At 55.0% G+C, this 15,895-nt stretch carries 15 protein-coding genes; all 15 read left to right on the plus strand.

The window, feature by feature from the left end; all coding sequences use genetic code 11:
* The first annotated feature begins 26 nt into the window (after nt 1–26).
* The 15 genes from sucA (at nt 27) to cpoB (ending at nt 15,728) form a co-directional block, all read left to right on the plus strand.
* Nucleotides 27–2,834 carry a 2-oxoglutarate dehydrogenase E1 component gene (gene sucA, locus NR201_RS04215; RefSeq protein ID WP_010260738.1) on the plus strand — a complete coding sequence of 936 codons (2,808 nt, stop codon included), beginning with the start codon at nt 27–29 and terminating at the stop codon, nt 2,832–2,834.
* 15 nt (nt 2,835–2,849) lie between these two features.
* Nucleotides 2,850–4,073: a 2-oxoglutarate dehydrogenase complex dihydrolipoyllysine-residue succinyltransferase gene (odhB, locus tag NR201_RS04220; RefSeq protein WP_010260740.1), complete on the plus strand. Its 1,224-nt coding sequence runs from the start codon at nt 2,850–2,852 to the stop codon at nt 4,071–4,073.
* 70 nt (nt 4,074–4,143) lie between these two features.
* Complete coding sequence (gene sucC, locus NR201_RS04225; RefSeq protein ID WP_003853151.1) at nt 4,144–5,310, plus strand: ADP-forming succinate--CoA ligase subunit beta; 1,167 nt, start codon at nt 4,144–4,146, stop codon at nt 5,308–5,310.
* Complete coding sequence (gene sucD / locus NR201_RS04230) at nt 5,310–6,185, plus strand: succinate--CoA ligase subunit alpha (protein WP_010260744.1); 876 nt, start codon at nt 5,310–5,312, stop codon at nt 6,183–6,185. Before sucC ends, sucD begins: the two co-directional genes overlap by 1 nt.
* Before the next feature lie 574 nt (nt 6,186–6,759).
* Complete coding sequence (cydA, locus tag NR201_RS04235) at nt 6,760–8,331, plus strand: cytochrome ubiquinol oxidase subunit I (RefSeq protein ID WP_010260749.1); 1,572 nt, start codon at nt 6,760–6,762, stop codon at nt 8,329–8,331.
* Nucleotides 8,332–8,342: 11 nt separating this feature from the next.
* Nucleotides 8,343–9,482 (plus strand): cytochrome d ubiquinol oxidase subunit II, encoded by a 1,140-nt coding sequence (cydB, locus tag NR201_RS04240; RefSeq protein WP_022626041.1) that lies wholly within the window; start codon nt 8,343–8,345, stop codon nt 9,480–9,482.
* A 15-nt stretch (nt 9,483–9,497) separates the two neighbouring features.
* Nucleotides 9,498–9,602 (plus strand): cytochrome bd-I oxidase subunit CydX, encoded by a 105-nt coding sequence (gene cydX, locus NR201_RS04245; protein WP_010260755.1) that lies wholly within the window; start codon nt 9,498–9,500, stop codon nt 9,600–9,602.
* Nucleotides 9,602–9,895, plus strand: coding sequence for a cyd operon protein YbgE (gene ybgE, locus NR201_RS04250; protein ID WP_061704228.1), 294 nt, complete (start codon nt 9,602–9,604; stop codon nt 9,893–9,895). The genes cydX and ybgE overlap by 1 nt, the downstream gene beginning before the upstream one ends.
* A 178-nt stretch (nt 9,896–10,073) precedes the next feature.
* A complete protein-coding gene (gene ybgC / locus NR201_RS04255) occupies nt 10,074–10,478 on the plus strand; it encodes a tol-pal system-associated acyl-CoA thioesterase (protein ID WP_010260759.1) in 405 nt (134 codons plus the stop codon).
* Entirely contained in the window at nt 10,475–11,161 is a 687-nt protein-coding gene (gene tolQ / locus NR201_RS04260) for a Tol-Pal system protein TolQ (protein WP_010260762.1), read from the plus strand. Before ybgC ends, tolQ begins: the two co-directional genes overlap by 4 nt.
* Before the next feature lie 13 nt (nt 11,162–11,174).
* Nucleotides 11,175–11,603 carry a colicin uptake protein TolR gene (gene tolR, locus NR201_RS04265; RefSeq protein WP_010260764.1) on the plus strand — a complete coding sequence of 143 codons (429 nt, stop codon included), beginning with the start codon at nt 11,175–11,177 and terminating at the stop codon, nt 11,601–11,603.
* Between the two features lie 27 nt (nt 11,604–11,630).
* A complete protein-coding gene (tolA, locus tag NR201_RS04270) occupies nt 11,631–12,932 on the plus strand; it encodes a cell envelope integrity protein TolA (protein ID WP_022626037.1) in 1,302 nt (433 codons plus the stop codon).
* Between the two features lie 115 nt (nt 12,933–13,047).
* Nucleotides 13,048–14,343, plus strand: a complete 1,296-nt coding sequence (tolB, locus tag NR201_RS04275) for a Tol-Pal system beta propeller repeat protein TolB (RefSeq protein WP_010260769.1) — start codon at nt 13,048–13,050, stop codon at nt 14,341–14,343.
* Nucleotides 14,344–14,393: 50 nt separating this feature from the next.
* Nucleotides 14,394–14,924 (plus strand): peptidoglycan-associated lipoprotein Pal, encoded by a 531-nt coding sequence (gene pal, locus NR201_RS04280; RefSeq protein WP_010260771.1) that lies wholly within the window; start codon nt 14,394–14,396, stop codon nt 14,922–14,924.
* Nucleotides 14,925–14,933: 9 nt separating this feature from the next.
* On the plus strand, nt 14,934–15,728 hold the full coding sequence (gene cpoB, locus NR201_RS04285) for a cell division protein CpoB (protein ID WP_256849394.1): 795 nt from the start codon (nt 14,934–14,936) through the stop codon (nt 15,726–15,728).
* The last annotated feature ends 167 nt before the right edge of the window (nt 15,729–15,895 follow it).

A 15,895-nucleotide genomic window follows, 5' to 3' on the forward strand; every position in this document is an offset into this window, starting at 1 on the left:
AGCATAGCAATGCTTAAGGGATCACAATGCAGAACAGCGCGATGAAGCCCTGGCTGGACTCTTCCTGGCTGGCCGGCGCGAATCAGTCTTACATAGAGCAGCTCTATGAGGATTTCCTGACCGATCCTGACTCTGTCGATGCAGTGTGGCGCTCGATGTTCCAGCAGTTACCGGGCACCGGAATGAAACCTGAGCAGTTTCACTCCACCACACGTGAGTACTTCCGTCGCCTGGCGAAAGACGCATCTCGTTACACCTCATCTGTCTCCGATCCTGAAACCAACTCCAAGCAAGTAAAAGTGCTGCAGCTGATTAACGCGTTTCGTTTCCGCGGTCATCAGCACGCCAATCTTGACCCGCTTGGTCTGTGGAAACAGGACCGGGTAGCCGATCTCGATCCCGCTTTTCACGATCTGACCGAGGCCGATTTTCAGGAAAGCTTTAACGTCGGCTCTTTTGCCATTGGCAAAGAGACCATGAAGCTGGCCGAACTGTTCGAGGCGCTGACTCAGACTTATTGCGGCTCGATCGGTGCAGAATATATGCACATCAACAACACTGATGAGAAACGCTGGATTCAGCAGCGTCTTGAGTCAGTCGCGGGCCGTGCAGCCTTCAGCAATGAAGAGAAAAAAGGTTTCCTGAAAGAGCTGACCGCGGCCGAAGGGCTGGAAAAATATCTCGGAGCGAAATTCCCGGGTGCCAAACGCTTCTCGCTGGAAGGCGGCGATGCACTGGTTCCGATGCTGCGCGAAATGATCCGTCATGCCGGTAAGAGCGGAACCCGTGAAGTCGTACTGGGTATGGCGCACCGTGGTCGTCTCAACGTGCTGATCAACGTGCTGGGTAAAAAGCCACAGGATCTGTTCGACGAGTTCGCCGGTAAGCACAAAGAGCATCTGGGCACCGGTGACGTGAAGTACCACATGGGCTTCTCGTCTGACGTGGAAACCGAAGGCGGTCTGGTTCACCTGGCGCTGGCGTTTAACCCGTCGCACCTGGAGATCGTCAGCCCGGTAGTCATGGGTTCAGTACGTGCCCGTCTGGATCGTCTGGATGAGCCAGCCAGCAATAAAGTCTTACCGATCACCATTCATGGTGATGCGGCCGTGATTGGCCAGGGCGTGGTTCAGGAAACTCTGAACATGTCACAGGCGCGCGGTTATGAAGTGGGCGGTACCGTTCGCATCGTCATCAACAACCAGGTTGGCTTTACCACCTCCAACCCGAAAGATGCGCGTTCGACCCCTTACTGCACCGATATCGGCAAAATGGTGCTGGCACCGATTTTCCACGTCAATGCTGACGATCCGGAAGCGGTCGCGTTTGTGACCCGTCTGGCGCTCGACTATCGCAACACCTTTAAGCGTGATGTGTTTATCGATCTGGTCTGCTATCGCCGTCATGGTCACAACGAGGCGGATGAGCCAAGTGCGACCCAGCCGCTGATGTACCAGAAAATCAAAAAACACCCGACGCCGCGTAAAATCTATGCCGACCGTCTGGAAGGTGAGGCCATTGCCACGCAGGAAGATGCGACCGAAATGGTCAATCTCTACCGTGACGCGCTGGATGCGGGTGAGTGTGTGGTGCCGGAATGGCGTCCAATGAGCCTGCACTCCTTTACCTGGTCACCTTACCTGAATCATGAGTGGGATGAACCTTACCCGGCTCAGGTCGACATGAAACGTCTGAAGGAGCTGGCGCTGCGTATCAGCCAGGTGCCGGAAGAAGTGGAAGTGCAGTCGCGTGTTGCCAAGATTTACAACGACCGTCGCCTGATGGCTGAAGGCGAGAAAGCCTTTGACTGGGGCGGCGCGGAAAACCTGGCATACGCCACGCTGGTTGATGAAGGCATTCCGGTGCGTCTGTCGGGTGAAGATACCGGTCGCGGAACCTTCTTCCATCGTCACGCGGTAGTCCATAACCAGGCGAACGGCTCAACCTATACCCCTCTGCACCACGTGCACAGCGGACAGGGTCAGTTCAAAGTGTGGGACTCCGTGCTGTCAGAAGAGGCGGTACTGGCCTTTGAATATGGTTATGCCACCGCAGAGCCGCGCATCCTGACCATCTGGGAAGCGCAGTTTGGTGACTTCGCCAACGGCGCACAGGTTGTTATCGACCAGTTCATCAGCTCCGGTGAGCAGAAATGGGGCCGGATGTGTGGCCTGGTGATGCTGCTGCCGCACGGTTATGAAGGTCAGGGGCCAGAGCACTCCTCTGCACGCCTGGAGCGTTATCTGCAACTCTGCGCTGAGCAGAACATGCAGGTCTGCGTGCCGTCTACCCCTGCGCAGGTTTACCATATGCTGCGTCGTCAGGCGCTGCGCGGTATGCGCCGTCCGCTGATTGTGATGTCGCCGAAATCACTGCTGCGTCATCCGCTGGCGATCTCCACGCTGGATGAACTGGCTAACGGCAGCTTCCAGCCTGCGATTGGCGAAGTCGATGATCTGGATCCGCAGGGCGTGAAACGCGTCGTGCTGTGCTCCGGTAAAGTCTATTACGACCTGCTGGAGCAGCGTCGTAAAAATGAGCAGACCGATGTGGCTATCGTGCGCATCGAGCAGCTCTATCCGTTCCCGCATCACGCGGTACAGGAAGCATTAAAAGCGTATGCTCACGTGCAGGATTTTGTCTGGTGTCAGGAAGAGCCACTGAATCAGGGCGCCTGGTATTGCAGTCAGCATCATTTCCGTGAAGTTGTGCCGTTTGGTGCCACCTTACGTTATGCAGGCCGCCCGGCATCCGCCTCACCGGCCGTGGGTTACATGTCCGTACACCAACAACAGCAGCAAGACCTGGTTAATGACGCGCTGAACGTTAATTAATTAAAAGGAAAGATAATGAGTAGCGTAGATATTCTCGTTCCCGACCTGCCTGAATCGGTTGCCGATGCCTCTGTGGCAACCTGGCATAAAAAACCAGGCGATGCAGTCACTCGCGATGAAGTGCTGGTCGAAATCGAAACTGACAAAGTTGTACTGGAAGTGCCAGCCTCGGCGGACGGTATCCTGGAAGCCGTTCTGGAAGAAGAGGGCGCCACCGTCACTTCCCGCCAGATCCTGGGTCGTCTGAAAGAGGGCAACAGCGCCGGTAAAGAGAGCAGCGCGAAGTCTGAAAGCAAAGAGTCTACCCCGGCTCAGCGTCAGACTGCGTCACTGGAAGAAGAGAGCAACGATGCGCTCAGCCCGGCTATCCGCCGTCTGATTGCAGAGCACAATCTTGATGCCTCACAGATCAAAGGCAGCGGTGTTGGTGGTCGTCTGACCCGTGAAGATGTTGAAAAACATCTGGCCAACAAACCGCAGGCTGCCAAAGCCGCTGCGCCAGCTGCTGATGCGGCCGCCGCACAGCAGCCAGTGGCTAACCGCAGCGAAAAACGCGTGCCGATGACCCGTCTGCGTAAGCGTGTTGCCGAGCGTCTGCTGGAAGCGAAGAACAGCACCGCGATGCTGACCACCTTCAACGAAATCAACATGAAGCCCATCATGGATCTGCGTAAGCAGTATGGTGAGGCCTTCGAGAAGCGTCACGGTGTACGTCTGGGCTTTATGTCCTTCTACATCAAAGCGGTTGTTGAAGCGCTGAAACGCTATCCGGAAGTGAATGCTTCTATCGATGGTGAAGATGTGGTTTACCACAACTACTTCGACGTCAGCATTGCGGTCTCTACGCCACGTGGTCTGGTTACACCGGTCCTGCGTGACGTGGATGCGCTGAGCATGGCGGACATCGAGAAGAAAATCAAAGAGCTGGCAGTGAAAGGCCGTGACGGCAAGCTGACAGTTGAGGATCTGACCGGCGGTAACTTTACCATTACCAACGGCGGCGTCTTTGGTTCACTGATGTCCACCCCGATCATAAACCCACCGCAGAGCGCCATCCTGGGCATGCACGCCATCAAAGATCGCCCGATGGCGGTCAATGGTCAGGTTGTGGTGCTGCCGATGATGTATCTGGCGCTCTCCTACGACCACCGTCTGATCGATGGCCGTGAATCAGTTGGTTATCTGGTTGCAGTGAAAGAGATGCTGGAAGATCCGGCGCGCCTGCTACTGGATGTCTGATTTTCACCGGGCGCGCCTTGCCGCGCGCCCAACCTCATTACTCTTTTCAGACCTGAATGGATAGAACATCATGAACTTACACGAATACCAGGCGAAACAACTGTTTGCACGGTATGGCATGCCGGCACCAACGGGTTACGCCTGTACTACACCACGTGAAGCGGAAGAAGCAGCCTCTAAAATTGGCGCAGGCCCGTGGGTAGTTAAATGTCAGGTTCATGCCGGTGGCCGCGGTAAAGCGGGCGGTGTGAAAGTGGTTAACAGCAAAGAAGAGATTCGTGCTTTTGCTGAAAACTGGCTGGGCAAACGCCTGGTTACCTATCAGACAGACGCAAACGGCCAGCCGGTAAATCAGATTCTGGTTGAAGCGGCGACCGATATCGATCAGGAGCTCTATCTGGGCGCTGTGGTCGATCGCGCAACACGTCGCGTAATTTTCATGGCCTCAACTGAAGGCGGCGTGGAAATTGAAAAAGTGGCGGAAGAGACCCCGCACCTGATCCACAAAATGGCGCTGGATCCACTGACTGGCCCGCAGCCTTATCAGGGCCGTGAGCTGGCGTTCAAACTTGGCCTGACCGGCAAGCTGGTTGGCCAGTTCACCAAGATCTTCATGGGCCTGGCGACACTGTTCCTGGAGCGCGATCTGGCGATGGTTGAGATCAACCCGCTGGTGATCACCAAACAGGGCGACCTGATCTGCCTGGATGGCAAACTGGGTGCCGATGGCAATGCCCTGTTCCGTCAGCCAGAGCTGCGCGAAATGCGCGATCCAAGCCAGGAAGATCCGCGTGAAGCCCATGCGACACAGTGGGAACTGAACTATGTTGCGCTGGAAGGCAACATCGGTTGTATGGTTAACGGCGCAGGTCTGGCGATGGGCACCATGGACATCGTTAAACACCACGGCGGTCAACCGGCCAACTTCCTTGATGTCGGCGGCGGCGCAACCAAAGAGCGCGTGACCGAAGCCTTTAAAATCATCCTGTCTGACGATGCGGTTAAAGCCGTATTCGTTAACATCTTCGGCGGCATCGTACGCTGCGACCTGATTGCCGACGGCATCATCGGCGCAGTCGCTGAAGTGGGTGTGAACGTGCCAGTTGTGGTACGTCTGGAAGGTAACAACGCCGAGCTGGGCGCCCAGAAACTGGCGGACAGCGGTCTGAACATCATTGCAGCAACCAGCCTGACAGACGCCGCACAGCGTGTTGTTGCTGCCGCGGAGGGTAAATAATGTCCATTCTGATCGACAAAAACACCAAAGTCATTTGCCAGGGTTTCACCGGTGGCCAGGGGACTTTCCATTCTGAGCAGGCGCTGGCATACGGCACCCAACTGGTTGGCGGCGTGACGCCAGGCAAAGGCGGCACGACCCATCTCGGCCTGCCGGTGTTCAACACCGTACGCGAAGCGGTAGAAGCAACAGGCGCGACCGCCACCGTGATCTACGTTCCGGCTCCTTTCTGTAAAGATGGCATCCTGGAAGCGATCGACGCGGGCATCAAACTGATCATCACCATCACCGAAGGCATCCCGACCCTGGATATGCTGACCGTGAAAGTGAAGCTGGATGAAGCAGGCGTGCGGATGATCGGTCCAAACTGCCCAGGGGTTATCACCCCAGGCGAATGTAAAATCGGCATTATGCCGGGTCACATTCACCAGCCGGGCCGCGTCGGTATCGTGTCACGTTCAGGCACCCTGACCTATGAAGCGGTTAAGCAGACCACGGATATCGGCTACGGCCAGTCAACCTGCGTTGGCATCGGTGGTGACCCGATCCCAGGCTCTAACTTCATCGACATCCTGAAAATGTTCCAGGATGATCCACAGACTGAAGTTATCGTGATGATCGGTGAGATCGGCGGTAGCGCAGAAGAAGAAGCTGCAGCCTTCATTAAAGAGCACGTGACCAAGCCGGTTGTAGGCTACATTGCTGGCGTCACCGCGCCGAAAGGCAAGCGTATGGGCCATGCTGGCGCCATCATTGCCGGTGGTAAAGGTACAGCAGATGAGAAATTTGCTGCGCTGGAAGCGGCAGGCGTGAAAACCGTCCGCAGCCTGGCGGATATCGGTGACGCAGTTAAAGCCGTATTACCTGCTAAATAAGTCAGCGTCATCTGAGACTAAGCCACCTTCGGGTGGCTTTTTTTATGCCTGTAAATGAGAGCTCTAACGCAGGAAGCTAAAGTGAAGAGTGCGCGGTTAAATAACCGGCCCGCGGCTCATCACGTTAAGGAAAAGTGTCAAAGGTAAATTATTCCTTCGCGCTTTATTGCATTACTGACATCTCATTAACAAGAAACCTACCTGACCCTATCTGGAAACTTATTGCGTTAATCCAGATCAATTAATCGCGACTTATATCCAACTATATCTCTGGCAAAGCGCAACGCTAAGGGCGTAAATTGCGCTGCATCAATCCAGCCTTTTACACAAATTTTCAAACGTCTGCTCAACCCGGGATAACACCCGCTTTCCTCCTGTTAAAGCACGCGTTAACGAAAGCGCTGATTGACAATTTTCTGAGCTGCTTCATTCGCTACTCGCCTGTTCGGGCAGCTCACAGACCTGTTCTGCGTGTAATAAAAAACTGGAATCAATAAACAGTCGTTGCTGACTCTGATTGCGTTCGATCTGATCGCGCGCGTGACGGAGACAAAGCGAGGAGCAAGGAGTCCTTATGTTAGATATCGTCGAGCTGTCGCGGTTACAGTTTGCCTTAACGGCGATGTACCATTTTCTGTTCGTCCCTTTAACGCTGGGTATGGCGTTTTTGCTGGCGATCATGGAAACGGTATATGTCCTGAGCGGCAAACAAATCTATAAAGATATGACGAAGTTCTGGGGCAAGTTATTTGGTATTAACTTTGCGCTGGGTGTCGCCACCGGCCTGACCATGGAATTTCAGTTCGGGACTAACTGGTCATATTACTCTCACTACGTTGGCGATATCTTCGGCGCGCCGCTCGCCATCGAAGGTCTGATGGCGTTCTTCCTGGAATCCACCTTTGTTGGCCTGTTCTTTTTTGGCTGGGATCGCCTGGGCAAAGTGCAGCACCTCGCCGTCACCTGGCTGGTGGCGCTGGGCTCAAACATGTCGGCGCTGTGGATTCTGGTGGCTAACGGCTGGATGCAGAACCCGATCGCCTCTGAGTTCAACTTCGAAACCATGCGCATGGAGATGGTCAGCTTCTCAGAGCTGGTGCTGAACCCGGTCGCGCAGGTGAAATTCGTTCACACCGTGGCAGCCGGTTACACCACCGGTGCAATGTTTATTATGGGCATCAGCGCCTGGTACATGCTGAAAGGTCGTGACTTCGCCTTTGCTAAACGCTCGTTCGCTATCGCAGCCAGCTTTGGCATGGCGGCGGTGCTGTCAGTCATCGTTCTTGGCGATGAGTCAGGTTACGAAATGGGTGACGTGCAGAAAACCAAACTGGCCGCTATCGAAGCGGAGTGGGAAACCCAGCCGGCACCGGCGTCGTTTACCCTGTTTGGCCTGCCCGATCAGGCCACTCAGGAGAACCGATACGCAGTACAGATCCCCTGGCTGCTGGGCCTGATCGCCACCCGATCTACCGATACGCCGGTAACCGGCCTGAAAGATCTGATGGCACAGCATGAAGTGCGCATCCGCAACGGCATGAAAGCCTATGCCCTGCTGAATGAGCTGCGCGGTGGCAGCCAGGATCCGGCGGTGCGTGACGCGTTCAACAGTCACAAACAGGATCTCGGCTACGGTCTGCTGCTGAAGCGTTATACCGACAACGTGGCTGATGCAACCGAAGCGCAGATTAAACAGGCGACGCAGGACTCTATCCCGCGTGTCGCTCCGCTCTATTTTGCCTTCCGCATCATGGTGCTGTGTGGCGTACTGCTGCTGGGCATTATCGCGCTGGCGTTCTGGAGCGTACTGCGTAACCGCATCGGTAAAAATCGCTGGTTACTGAAAGCGGCGCTGTTTGGTATTCCGCTGCCGTGGATCGCTATCGAATCAGGCTGGTTTGTGGCGGAGTATGGCCGTCAGCCCTGGGCTATCGGTGAAGTGCTGCCGACTGCGGTGGCCAACTCCTCCCTGACCGTTGGCGATCTGCTTTTCTCCATGATCCTGATCTGCGGACTCTACACAATGTTCCTGGTGGCTGAGATGTACCTGATGTTCAAATTCGCCCGCCTTGGGCCGAGCAGCCTGAAAACCGGGCGTTATCATCATGAGCAGATTACGGCAATCACCCAGCCGGTACAGGGATAAGGAGAGCGACCATGTTTGATTATGAAGTTCTGCGCTTTGTCTGGTGGCTGTTGATTGGCGTACTGCTGATTGGTTTTGCCGTCGCAGATGGTTTTGATATGGGTGTCGGGATGCTGACGCGCATTCTGGGCCGGAATGATACTGAACGTCGCATCATGATTAACAGTATCGCTCCACACTGGGACGGTAACCAGGTCTGGCTGATCACCGCAGGTGGCGCGCTGTTTGCCGCCTGGCCGATGGTCTACGCGGCAGCCTTCTCTGGCTTCTACGTGGCGATGATTCTGGTGCTCGCGTCGCTGTTCTTCCGTCCGGTTGGCTTCGATTACCGTTCGAAGATTGAAGACAATCGCTGGCGCGGTGCCTGGGACTGGGGGATTTTTATTGGCAGCTTCGTGCCGCCGCTGGTGATTGGCGTAGCGTTTGGCAACCTGTTACAGGGCGTGCCGTTCCATGCCGATGAGTATCTGCGCCTGTTCTATACCGGTAACTTCTTCCAGCTGCTGAATCCGTTTGGGCTGCTGGCGGGTGTGGTCAGTGTGGCGATGATTCTGGCGCAGGGTGCAACCTATCTGCAGATGCGCACTACCGGCGAACTGCATCTGCGTTCACGCACCGCAGCACAACTTGCCGCCCTGGTGATGATGGTCTGCTTTATCCTGGCGGGCGTCTGGGTGAAATATGGTATCGATGGTTACGTGGTGACCAGCACCATGGATCACTTCGCCGCCTCTAACCCACTGGGCAAAACCGTAGTGCGCGAAGCGGGTGCCTGGATGGTCAACTTCCAGAACCACCCTGTGCTGTGGCTGTTCCCGCTGCTGGGCGCTGTGCTGCCGCTGCTGACCATACTCTGCTCGCGGGTTGAGAAGGGCGCCTGGGCGTTCCTGTTCTCCTCACTGACGCTGGCCTGCGTCATCATGACAGCCGGCATTGCAATGTTCCCGTTCATCATGCCATCCAGCACGGTGCCGGGTATGAGCCTGACCATGTGGGACGCAACGTCCAGCCTGCTGACGCTGCAAACCATGACCGTTGCCGCCGCTATCTTTGTGCCGATCATTCTGGCCTACACCACCTGGTGCTACTGGAAGATGTTTGGTCGTATCACCAAAGAGCATATTGAAAGCAACAGTCACTCACTCTATTAATTAAGGAGACGTCGCATGTGGTATTTTGCCTGGATTCTCGGCACGTTGCTGGCCTGTGCCTTTGGTATCGTGACCGCGCTGGCGATTGAGCACATTGAAGCGCAGGATGAGCCTCACTGATGCGAACGCTAATTCGGATGCTGTATGATCTGATGGATAAGGGCCCGTTACGGGCCCTTTCACTGCTGCTGGCGCTGCTGACCGCAGGCGGCGTGATGTGGGATCCGACACGCTTTGCCAATCAGGCAGGCCAGTTACCGGCTCTGCAGGGGCTGGTGCTGATCTGGGCGGTCTGCAGTGGGGTGATCCACGGTGTGGGCTTCCGGCCACAGCAAACCCGATGGCAGGCGCTGTTTGCCCCGTTACCCGCCATGCTGGTGCTATTTATTGCGCTTTACCGTTTTTATCTTTAAGACCCCGTCTCATCGGCGCTGTCAGTGAATTTTTGTCAGCGTCTGGTCAATTAATCTCCCTGAAATCGTTCCGTTTGTTACGGAGCGATAATTATTTTCGCCTGGCTCTGACGAGCCATTCCCAACCCCAATTCTCTTGCGTATAGTAACAACGTTTAAAACGAGGCCGGGATGTAGAGTGAGTACAACGCTGTTTCGCTGGCCGGTTCGGGTCTACTACGAAGATACTGATGCCGGTGGTGTGGTTTATCACGCCAGCTATATCGCTTTTTATGAACGAGCACGTACTGAAATGTTGCGACAGCACCATTTCAATCAGCAGACGCTGTTAGAACAGCAGATCGCTTTTGTGGTACGGCGTATATCGGTGGACTATCTGGCGGCGGCGCGTCTTGATGACCTTCTGGAGATCCAGAGCGAGGTCACATCAATGACACGGGCTACCATGACGTTCACTCAGCGTATCGTGAATACTGAAGGCAAAGTGCTCAATGAGGCAGAAGTCCTGATTGCCTGCATTAACCCACATCTAATGAAGCCGATTGCGCTTCCCAAGTCTATTGTCGCGGAGTTCAAGCAGTGACTGACATGAACATTCTTGATTTGTTCCTGAAGGCGAGCCTTCTGGTCAAACTTATCATGTTGATTTTGATCGGCTTTTCTATTGCCTCCTGGGCCATCATTATTCAGCGCACACGTATTCTGAATGCGGCGGGAAGAGAAGCGGAGGCGTTTGAAGACAAATTCTGGTCCGGCATCGAACTCTCGCGTCTCTATCAGGAGAGCCAGGAGCGCCGGGAAGAACTGGGCGGTTCGGAGCAGATTTTCTATTCCGGCTTTAAAGAGTTTGCCCGCCTGCATCGCGCCAACAGCCATGCGCCGGAAGCGGTCATTGATGGTGCGAGCCGTGCGATGCGCATCTCGATGAACCGTGAGCTGGAAGCGCTGGAAAACCACATTCCATTCCTCGGCACCGTCGGTTCTATCAGCCCTTATATCGGACTGTTCGGCACCGTCTGGGGGATCATGCACGCCTTTATCGCACTGGGTGCCGTGAAGCAGGCAACCCTGCAGATGGTTGCACCGGGTATCGCTGAAGCGTTGATTGCGACCGCTATCGGTCTGTTTGCCGCGATTCCGGCGGTGATGGCGTACAACCGTCTGAACCAGCGCGTGAACAAACTGGAGCAGGGCTACGACAACTTCATGGAAGAGTTCACTGCCATTCTGCATCGCCAGGCTTTCTCCAGCGATAGCGCTAAGTAAATAGAGGTTAATGATGGCCAGAGTACGTGGTCGCAAACGCCGCGACCTGAAGTCGGAAATCAACATCGTTCCGCTACTGGACGTCCTGTTGGTGCTGTTGCTGATCTTCATGGCAACGGCGCCCATTATTACCCAGAGCGTGGAAGTGGATCTGCCTGATGCGACCGATTCGAAAACCGTTGCCAGCGATGATAATCCGCCGGTGATTGTCGAAGTAGCGGGCGTGGGTCAGTACAGCCTGGTCGTGGATCACGATCGTATGGATCAACTTCCACCAGAGCAGGTAATCAGCGAAGCGCAGCGTCGACTGGAAGCGAATCCTAAGACGGTCTTTTTGATCGGGGGCGCGAAAGAGGTGCCTTACGATGAAATTATTAAAGCGCTCAACCTGCTGCACCAGGCGGGTGTTAAATCTGTCGGTTTGATGACGCAGCCGATTTAAAATCGAACCGTTTTTTGGGAACCGAGTGTGTCGAAGGCAACCGAGCAAAACGAGAAGTTAAAGCGCGCGATAATCATTTCGGTGATTCTGCATATCGTGCTGATCGCGCTGCTGATTTGGAGCTCGTTTAATGAGCACATTGACGCCAGCAGTGCGGGTGGCGGAGGCAGCGATATTGATGCAGTGATGGTCGATCCCGGTGCCGTCGTGAGTCAATACAATCGTCAGCAGAACCAGCAAAGTGACAGCCAGCGGGCTGAGCAGCAGCGTAAAAAGCAGGCGCAGCAGCAGGCTGAAGAGCTGCAACAGAAACAGGCTGCTGAACAGCAGCGTCTGAAAGCGCTGGAAAAAGAGCGTTTAGCCGCGCAGGAAACCGCGAAAGAAGAGGCAAAACAGCAGGCTGAGCAGCAGAAGGCTGCCGAAGACGCTGCTAAGCAGGCGCAGGAGCAGCAAAAAACGGCGGAAGCGGCGGCTGCCAAAGCCAAAGCGGATGCAAAAGCTCAGGCAGATGCGCAGGCAAAAGCCGCGGCTGAGCAGGCGAAACAGGCCGCAGCCGAAGCAAAGAAGCAGGCTGATCAGCAGGCGAAAGCCGCCGCTGCCGCTGCTGCAAAAGAGAAAGCCGTTGCGGAAGCGAAGGCGAAATCTGAAGCAGATGCGAAAGCCGCAGCTGAAGCCAAAGTGAAAGCGGCGGCGGATGCCAAAGCCAAAGCGGCTGAAGAGGCTAAACAAAAAGCTGCTGAAGCCAAAGAAAAAGCCGCAGAGGCGGCGAAAGAGAAAGCCGCAGAAGCCGCAAAAGAGAAAGCGGAAGCGGCTAAAGAGGCCGCCAAAGAGAAGGCAGAAGCTGCCGCGAAAGCGAAAGCCGATGCCGCGGCGAAAGCCAAAGCCGATGCTGCCGCTAAGGCCAAAGCGGATGCTAAAGCCAAAGCCGCCGCCGATGCTGCCAACGACAGCGATGTCGATGATTTGCTGGGTGGACTCGCTTCCGGTAAAAATGCACCGAAAAGCGGCACCTCTGGCGGCGCAGCAGGGCAGGGAAACCAGAAGAAAGCGGGTGCATCAGGCGCGGAAATCAACTCCTACATGGGTCAGGTTGTGAGTGCGATTCAGAGCCGATTCTATGATGCGGATCTGTATCGCGGAAAAACCTGTGATTTGCGGATTAAACTTGCGCCTGATGGCTTGTTGATTGATGTTAAGTCAGAGGGTGGCGATCCCGCGCTCTGTCAGGCCGCGATTGCTGCCGCAAAACAGGCACGTATTCCGAAGCCGCCTTCGCAGGCGGTCTACGAAGTGTTTAAAAACGCCCCAATGCGTTTTAAACCGCAATAATGCAGTAACGGGCGGCAAGTTGATCTATGTTTAGCGTGCCGTACTTAAGTTGTACTCGTGGTTTCCAGGAACAGTGCCAATTATCGTGGACTGAGGTTCAGATAAGGGAGATAAAATGAAGCAAGCTCTTCGCGTTACGTTAGGCTTTTTTATCCTGCTGTGGGCAGCCATGCTGCATGCAGAAGTTCGAATTGAGATCACCCAGGGTGTCAACACTGCGCGCCCGATTGGCGTGGTGCCGTTTAAATGGGCCGGTGCTGGCGCAGCGCCGGAAGATATCGGCGGCATCGTTGCAGCTGACCTGCGCAACAGTGGCAAATTTAATCCACTGGATCGCTCGCGTCTGCCACAGCAGCCTGCCAGCGCGCAGGAAGTTCAGCCTGCCGCGTGGAGTGCACTCGGCATTGATGCCGTGGTCGTCGGTCAGGTCGCGTCTAACCCGGATGGCAGCTATCAGGTTTCGTACCAGCTGGTCGACACCGGCGGTGCTCCCGGTACCGTGCTGGCACAAAACAGTTATAAAGTGACGAAGCAGTGGCTGCGTTATGCCGCTCACACGGCCAGTGACGAAACGTTCCTGAAGCTGACCGGCATCAAGGGCGCTTTCCGTACCCGTATCGCCTATGTGGTGCAGACCAACGGCGGCCAGTTCCCGTATGAGCTGCGCGTTGCTGACTACGATGGTTACAACCAGTTTGTCGTGCACCGTTCACCACAGCCGCTGATGTCGCCAGCCTGGTCTCCGGATGGCAGCAAAGTTGCTTACGTGACCTTTGAAAGCGGCAAATCTGCGCTGGTGGTACAGACGCTGTCGAACGGTGCTATCCGTCAGATCGCCTCCTATCCACGTCACAACGGTGCCCCAGCGTTCTCGCCGGATGGCTCTAAACTGGCGTTCGCGCTCTCTAAAACCGGCAGCCTGAACCTCTATGTGATGGATCTGGCCTCAGGTCAGACGCGTCAGATTACCGATGGTCGCTATAACAGCACCGAACCAACCTGGTTCCCGGACAGCCAGACGCTGGCTTACACCTCCGATCAGGCTGGTGCTCCACAAATCTACAAAGTCGGACTTAACGGTGGCGCGCCACAACGTATTACCTGGGAAGGCGGTCAGAACCAGGATGCGGATGTCGCAACAGATGGTAAGTCAATGGTGATGATTAGCACCAACGGTGGTGCTCAACACGTCGCCAAACAGGATCTGGAAACGGGAGCCGTTCAAACGTTAACGGACACGTTCCTGGATGAAACGCCGAGCCTGGCACCCAATGGCACAATGGTAATCTACAGCTCTACTCAGGGTATGGGTTCCGTGTTGCAGTTGGTTTCTACCGACGGCCGTTTCAAAGCGCGTCTTCCGGCAACTGATGGACAGGTAAAATTTCCTGCCTGGTCGCCGTATCTGTAATGTCTGACAGTTCAGACATCACAAACAATAAACAATAATGGGATTTTGAAATGCAACTGAACAAAGTGCTGAAGGGTTTGATGCTGGCTCTGCCGGTTCTGGCAGTAGCGGCTTGTAGCTCACACAAGAACAACAACAATGACCAGACTGGCATGGGCGCTGATGGCGGCGCTTACGGTGCAAATTCTGGCATGAACGGCAACGGCGGCAACATGTCTTCTGACGAGCAGGCTCGTCTGCAGATGCAGCAGCTGCAGCAGAACAACATCGTGTACTTCGGCCTGGACAAGTATGACGTTCAGTCTGATTACGCACAGATGCTGGATCAGCATGCAACCTTCCTGCGCAGCAACCCGTCATACAAAGTGACCATCGAAGGTCATGCGGATGAGCGCGGTACGCCGGAATACAACATCGCCCTGGGCGAACGTCGTGCTAACGCGGTTAAAATGTACCTGCAGGGCAAAGGCGTGTCGGCTGATCAGATGTCTATCGTATCTTACGGTAAAGAGAAGCCAGCTGTTCTGGGTCATGACGAAGCAGCGTATTCTAAAAACCGTCGTGCCGTTCTGGTCTACTAAGAGAATCACATGGTTAGTAACTTCAGACATCACCTGTTGAGTCTGTCGTTACTGATTGGCGTAGCGGCCCCCTGGGCCGCTAATGCCCAAGCGTCAATCAGTAGCGTTGGCTCCGGCTCGGTCGAAGACCGTGTCACCACTCTTGAACGAATTTCTAATGCCCAGGCACAGCTGATGCAGCAATTGCAGCAGCAGATGAGCGATAACCAGCGTGATATCGACGCGCTGCGTGGGCAAATCCAGCAAAACACGTATCAGTTGAATCAGGTGGTTGAGCGGCAGAAGCAGCTTTACCAGCAGATTGACAGCCTGAGCAGTGCCAGCACCAGCGGCGGTCAGCAGGCAGCGGGCAGTAATGCCGCAGCGGATACCGGCGCAGCAGCAACCGCAGGCGCGGCAGCATCAACGGATAGCGCACCTGCGCAGACCGGTGACGCTAACAGCGATTACAATGCGGCTGTGGCGCTGATTCTGGAGAAGAAACAGTATGATCAGGCGATCAGCGCGCTCCAGGCGTGGGTAAAACGTTACCCGGATTCGACCTATCAGCCGAACGCCAATTACTGGCTGGGACAGCTGAACTATAACAAAGGCAAAAAGGACGACGCGGCTTACTATTACGCCACGGTAGTGAAAAACTATCCGAAGTCGCCGAAAGCTGCAGAAGCGTTGTTGAAAGTGGGCGTCATCATGCAGGAGAAAAAAGACATAGCGAAAGCTAAAGCGGTCTTCCAGCAGGTGATCAAACTTTATCCAGACACCGAATCTGCTAAGCAGGCGCAAAAACGTCTGACAAGTCTGTAATCTGTACGGTTCAGGCCAGATATCGTGTGATTTCTGGTCTTGCCGTATGAAAGGTAAGCAACTGAAGCATTTAGCAGAAATAAGAGTTGCGCTACCCCGCTAAATCAGTAATATATGCCGCCGTTGCCGGGACACATTGCAAAGTGTCTGGTAAGCCTGAAGATGGG

Origin of the sequence: Pantoea sp. Fr-CA_6 (assembly GCF_024520895.1) — a bacterium.
GTDB classification, from domain to species: domain Bacteria; phylum Pseudomonadota; class Gammaproteobacteria; order Enterobacterales; family Enterobacteriaceae; genus Pantoea; species Pantoea agglomerans.

Bases quoted from the DNA above. Each gene is read 5' to 3' on its own strand.
- odhB (WP_010260740.1), top strand. From the start codon at position 2,850: ATGAGTAGCGTAGATATTCTCGTTCCCGACCTGCCTGAATCGGTTGCC.
- tolB (WP_010260769.1), top strand. From the start codon at position 13,048: ATGAAGCAAGCTCTTCGCGTTACGTTAGGCTTTTTTATCCTGCTGTGG.
- cpoB (WP_256849394.1), top strand. From the start codon at position 14,934: ATGGTTAGTAACTTCAGACATCACCTGTTGAGTCTGTCGTTACTGATT.
- cydX (WP_010260755.1), top strand. From the start codon at position 9,498: ATGTGGTATTTTGCCTGGATTCTCGGCACGTTGCTGGCCTGTGCCTTT.
- tolR (WP_010260764.1), top strand. From the start codon at position 11,175: ATGGCCAGAGTACGTGGTCGCAAACGCCGCGACCTGAAGTCGGAAATC.
- sucD (WP_010260744.1), top strand. From the start codon at position 5,310: ATGTCCATTCTGATCGACAAAAACACCAAAGTCATTTGCCAGGGTTTC.
- sucC (WP_003853151.1), top strand. From the start codon at position 4,144: ATGAACTTACACGAATACCAGGCGAAACAACTGTTTGCACGGTATGGC.
- ybgE (WP_061704228.1), top strand. From the start codon at position 9,602: ATGCGAACGCTAATTCGGATGCTGTATGATCTGATGGATAAGGGCCCG.
- pal (WP_010260771.1), top strand. From the start codon at position 14,394: ATGCAACTGAACAAAGTGCTGAAGGGTTTGATGCTGGCTCTGCCGGTT.
- cydB (WP_022626041.1), top strand. From the start codon at position 8,343: ATGTTTGATTATGAAGTTCTGCGCTTTGTCTGGTGGCTGTTGATTGGC.
- sucA (WP_010260738.1), top strand. From the start codon at position 27: ATGCAGAACAGCGCGATGAAGCCCTGGCTGGACTCTTCCTGGCTGGCC.
- cydA (WP_010260749.1), top strand. From the start codon at position 6,760: ATGTTAGATATCGTCGAGCTGTCGCGGTTACAGTTTGCCTTAACGGCG.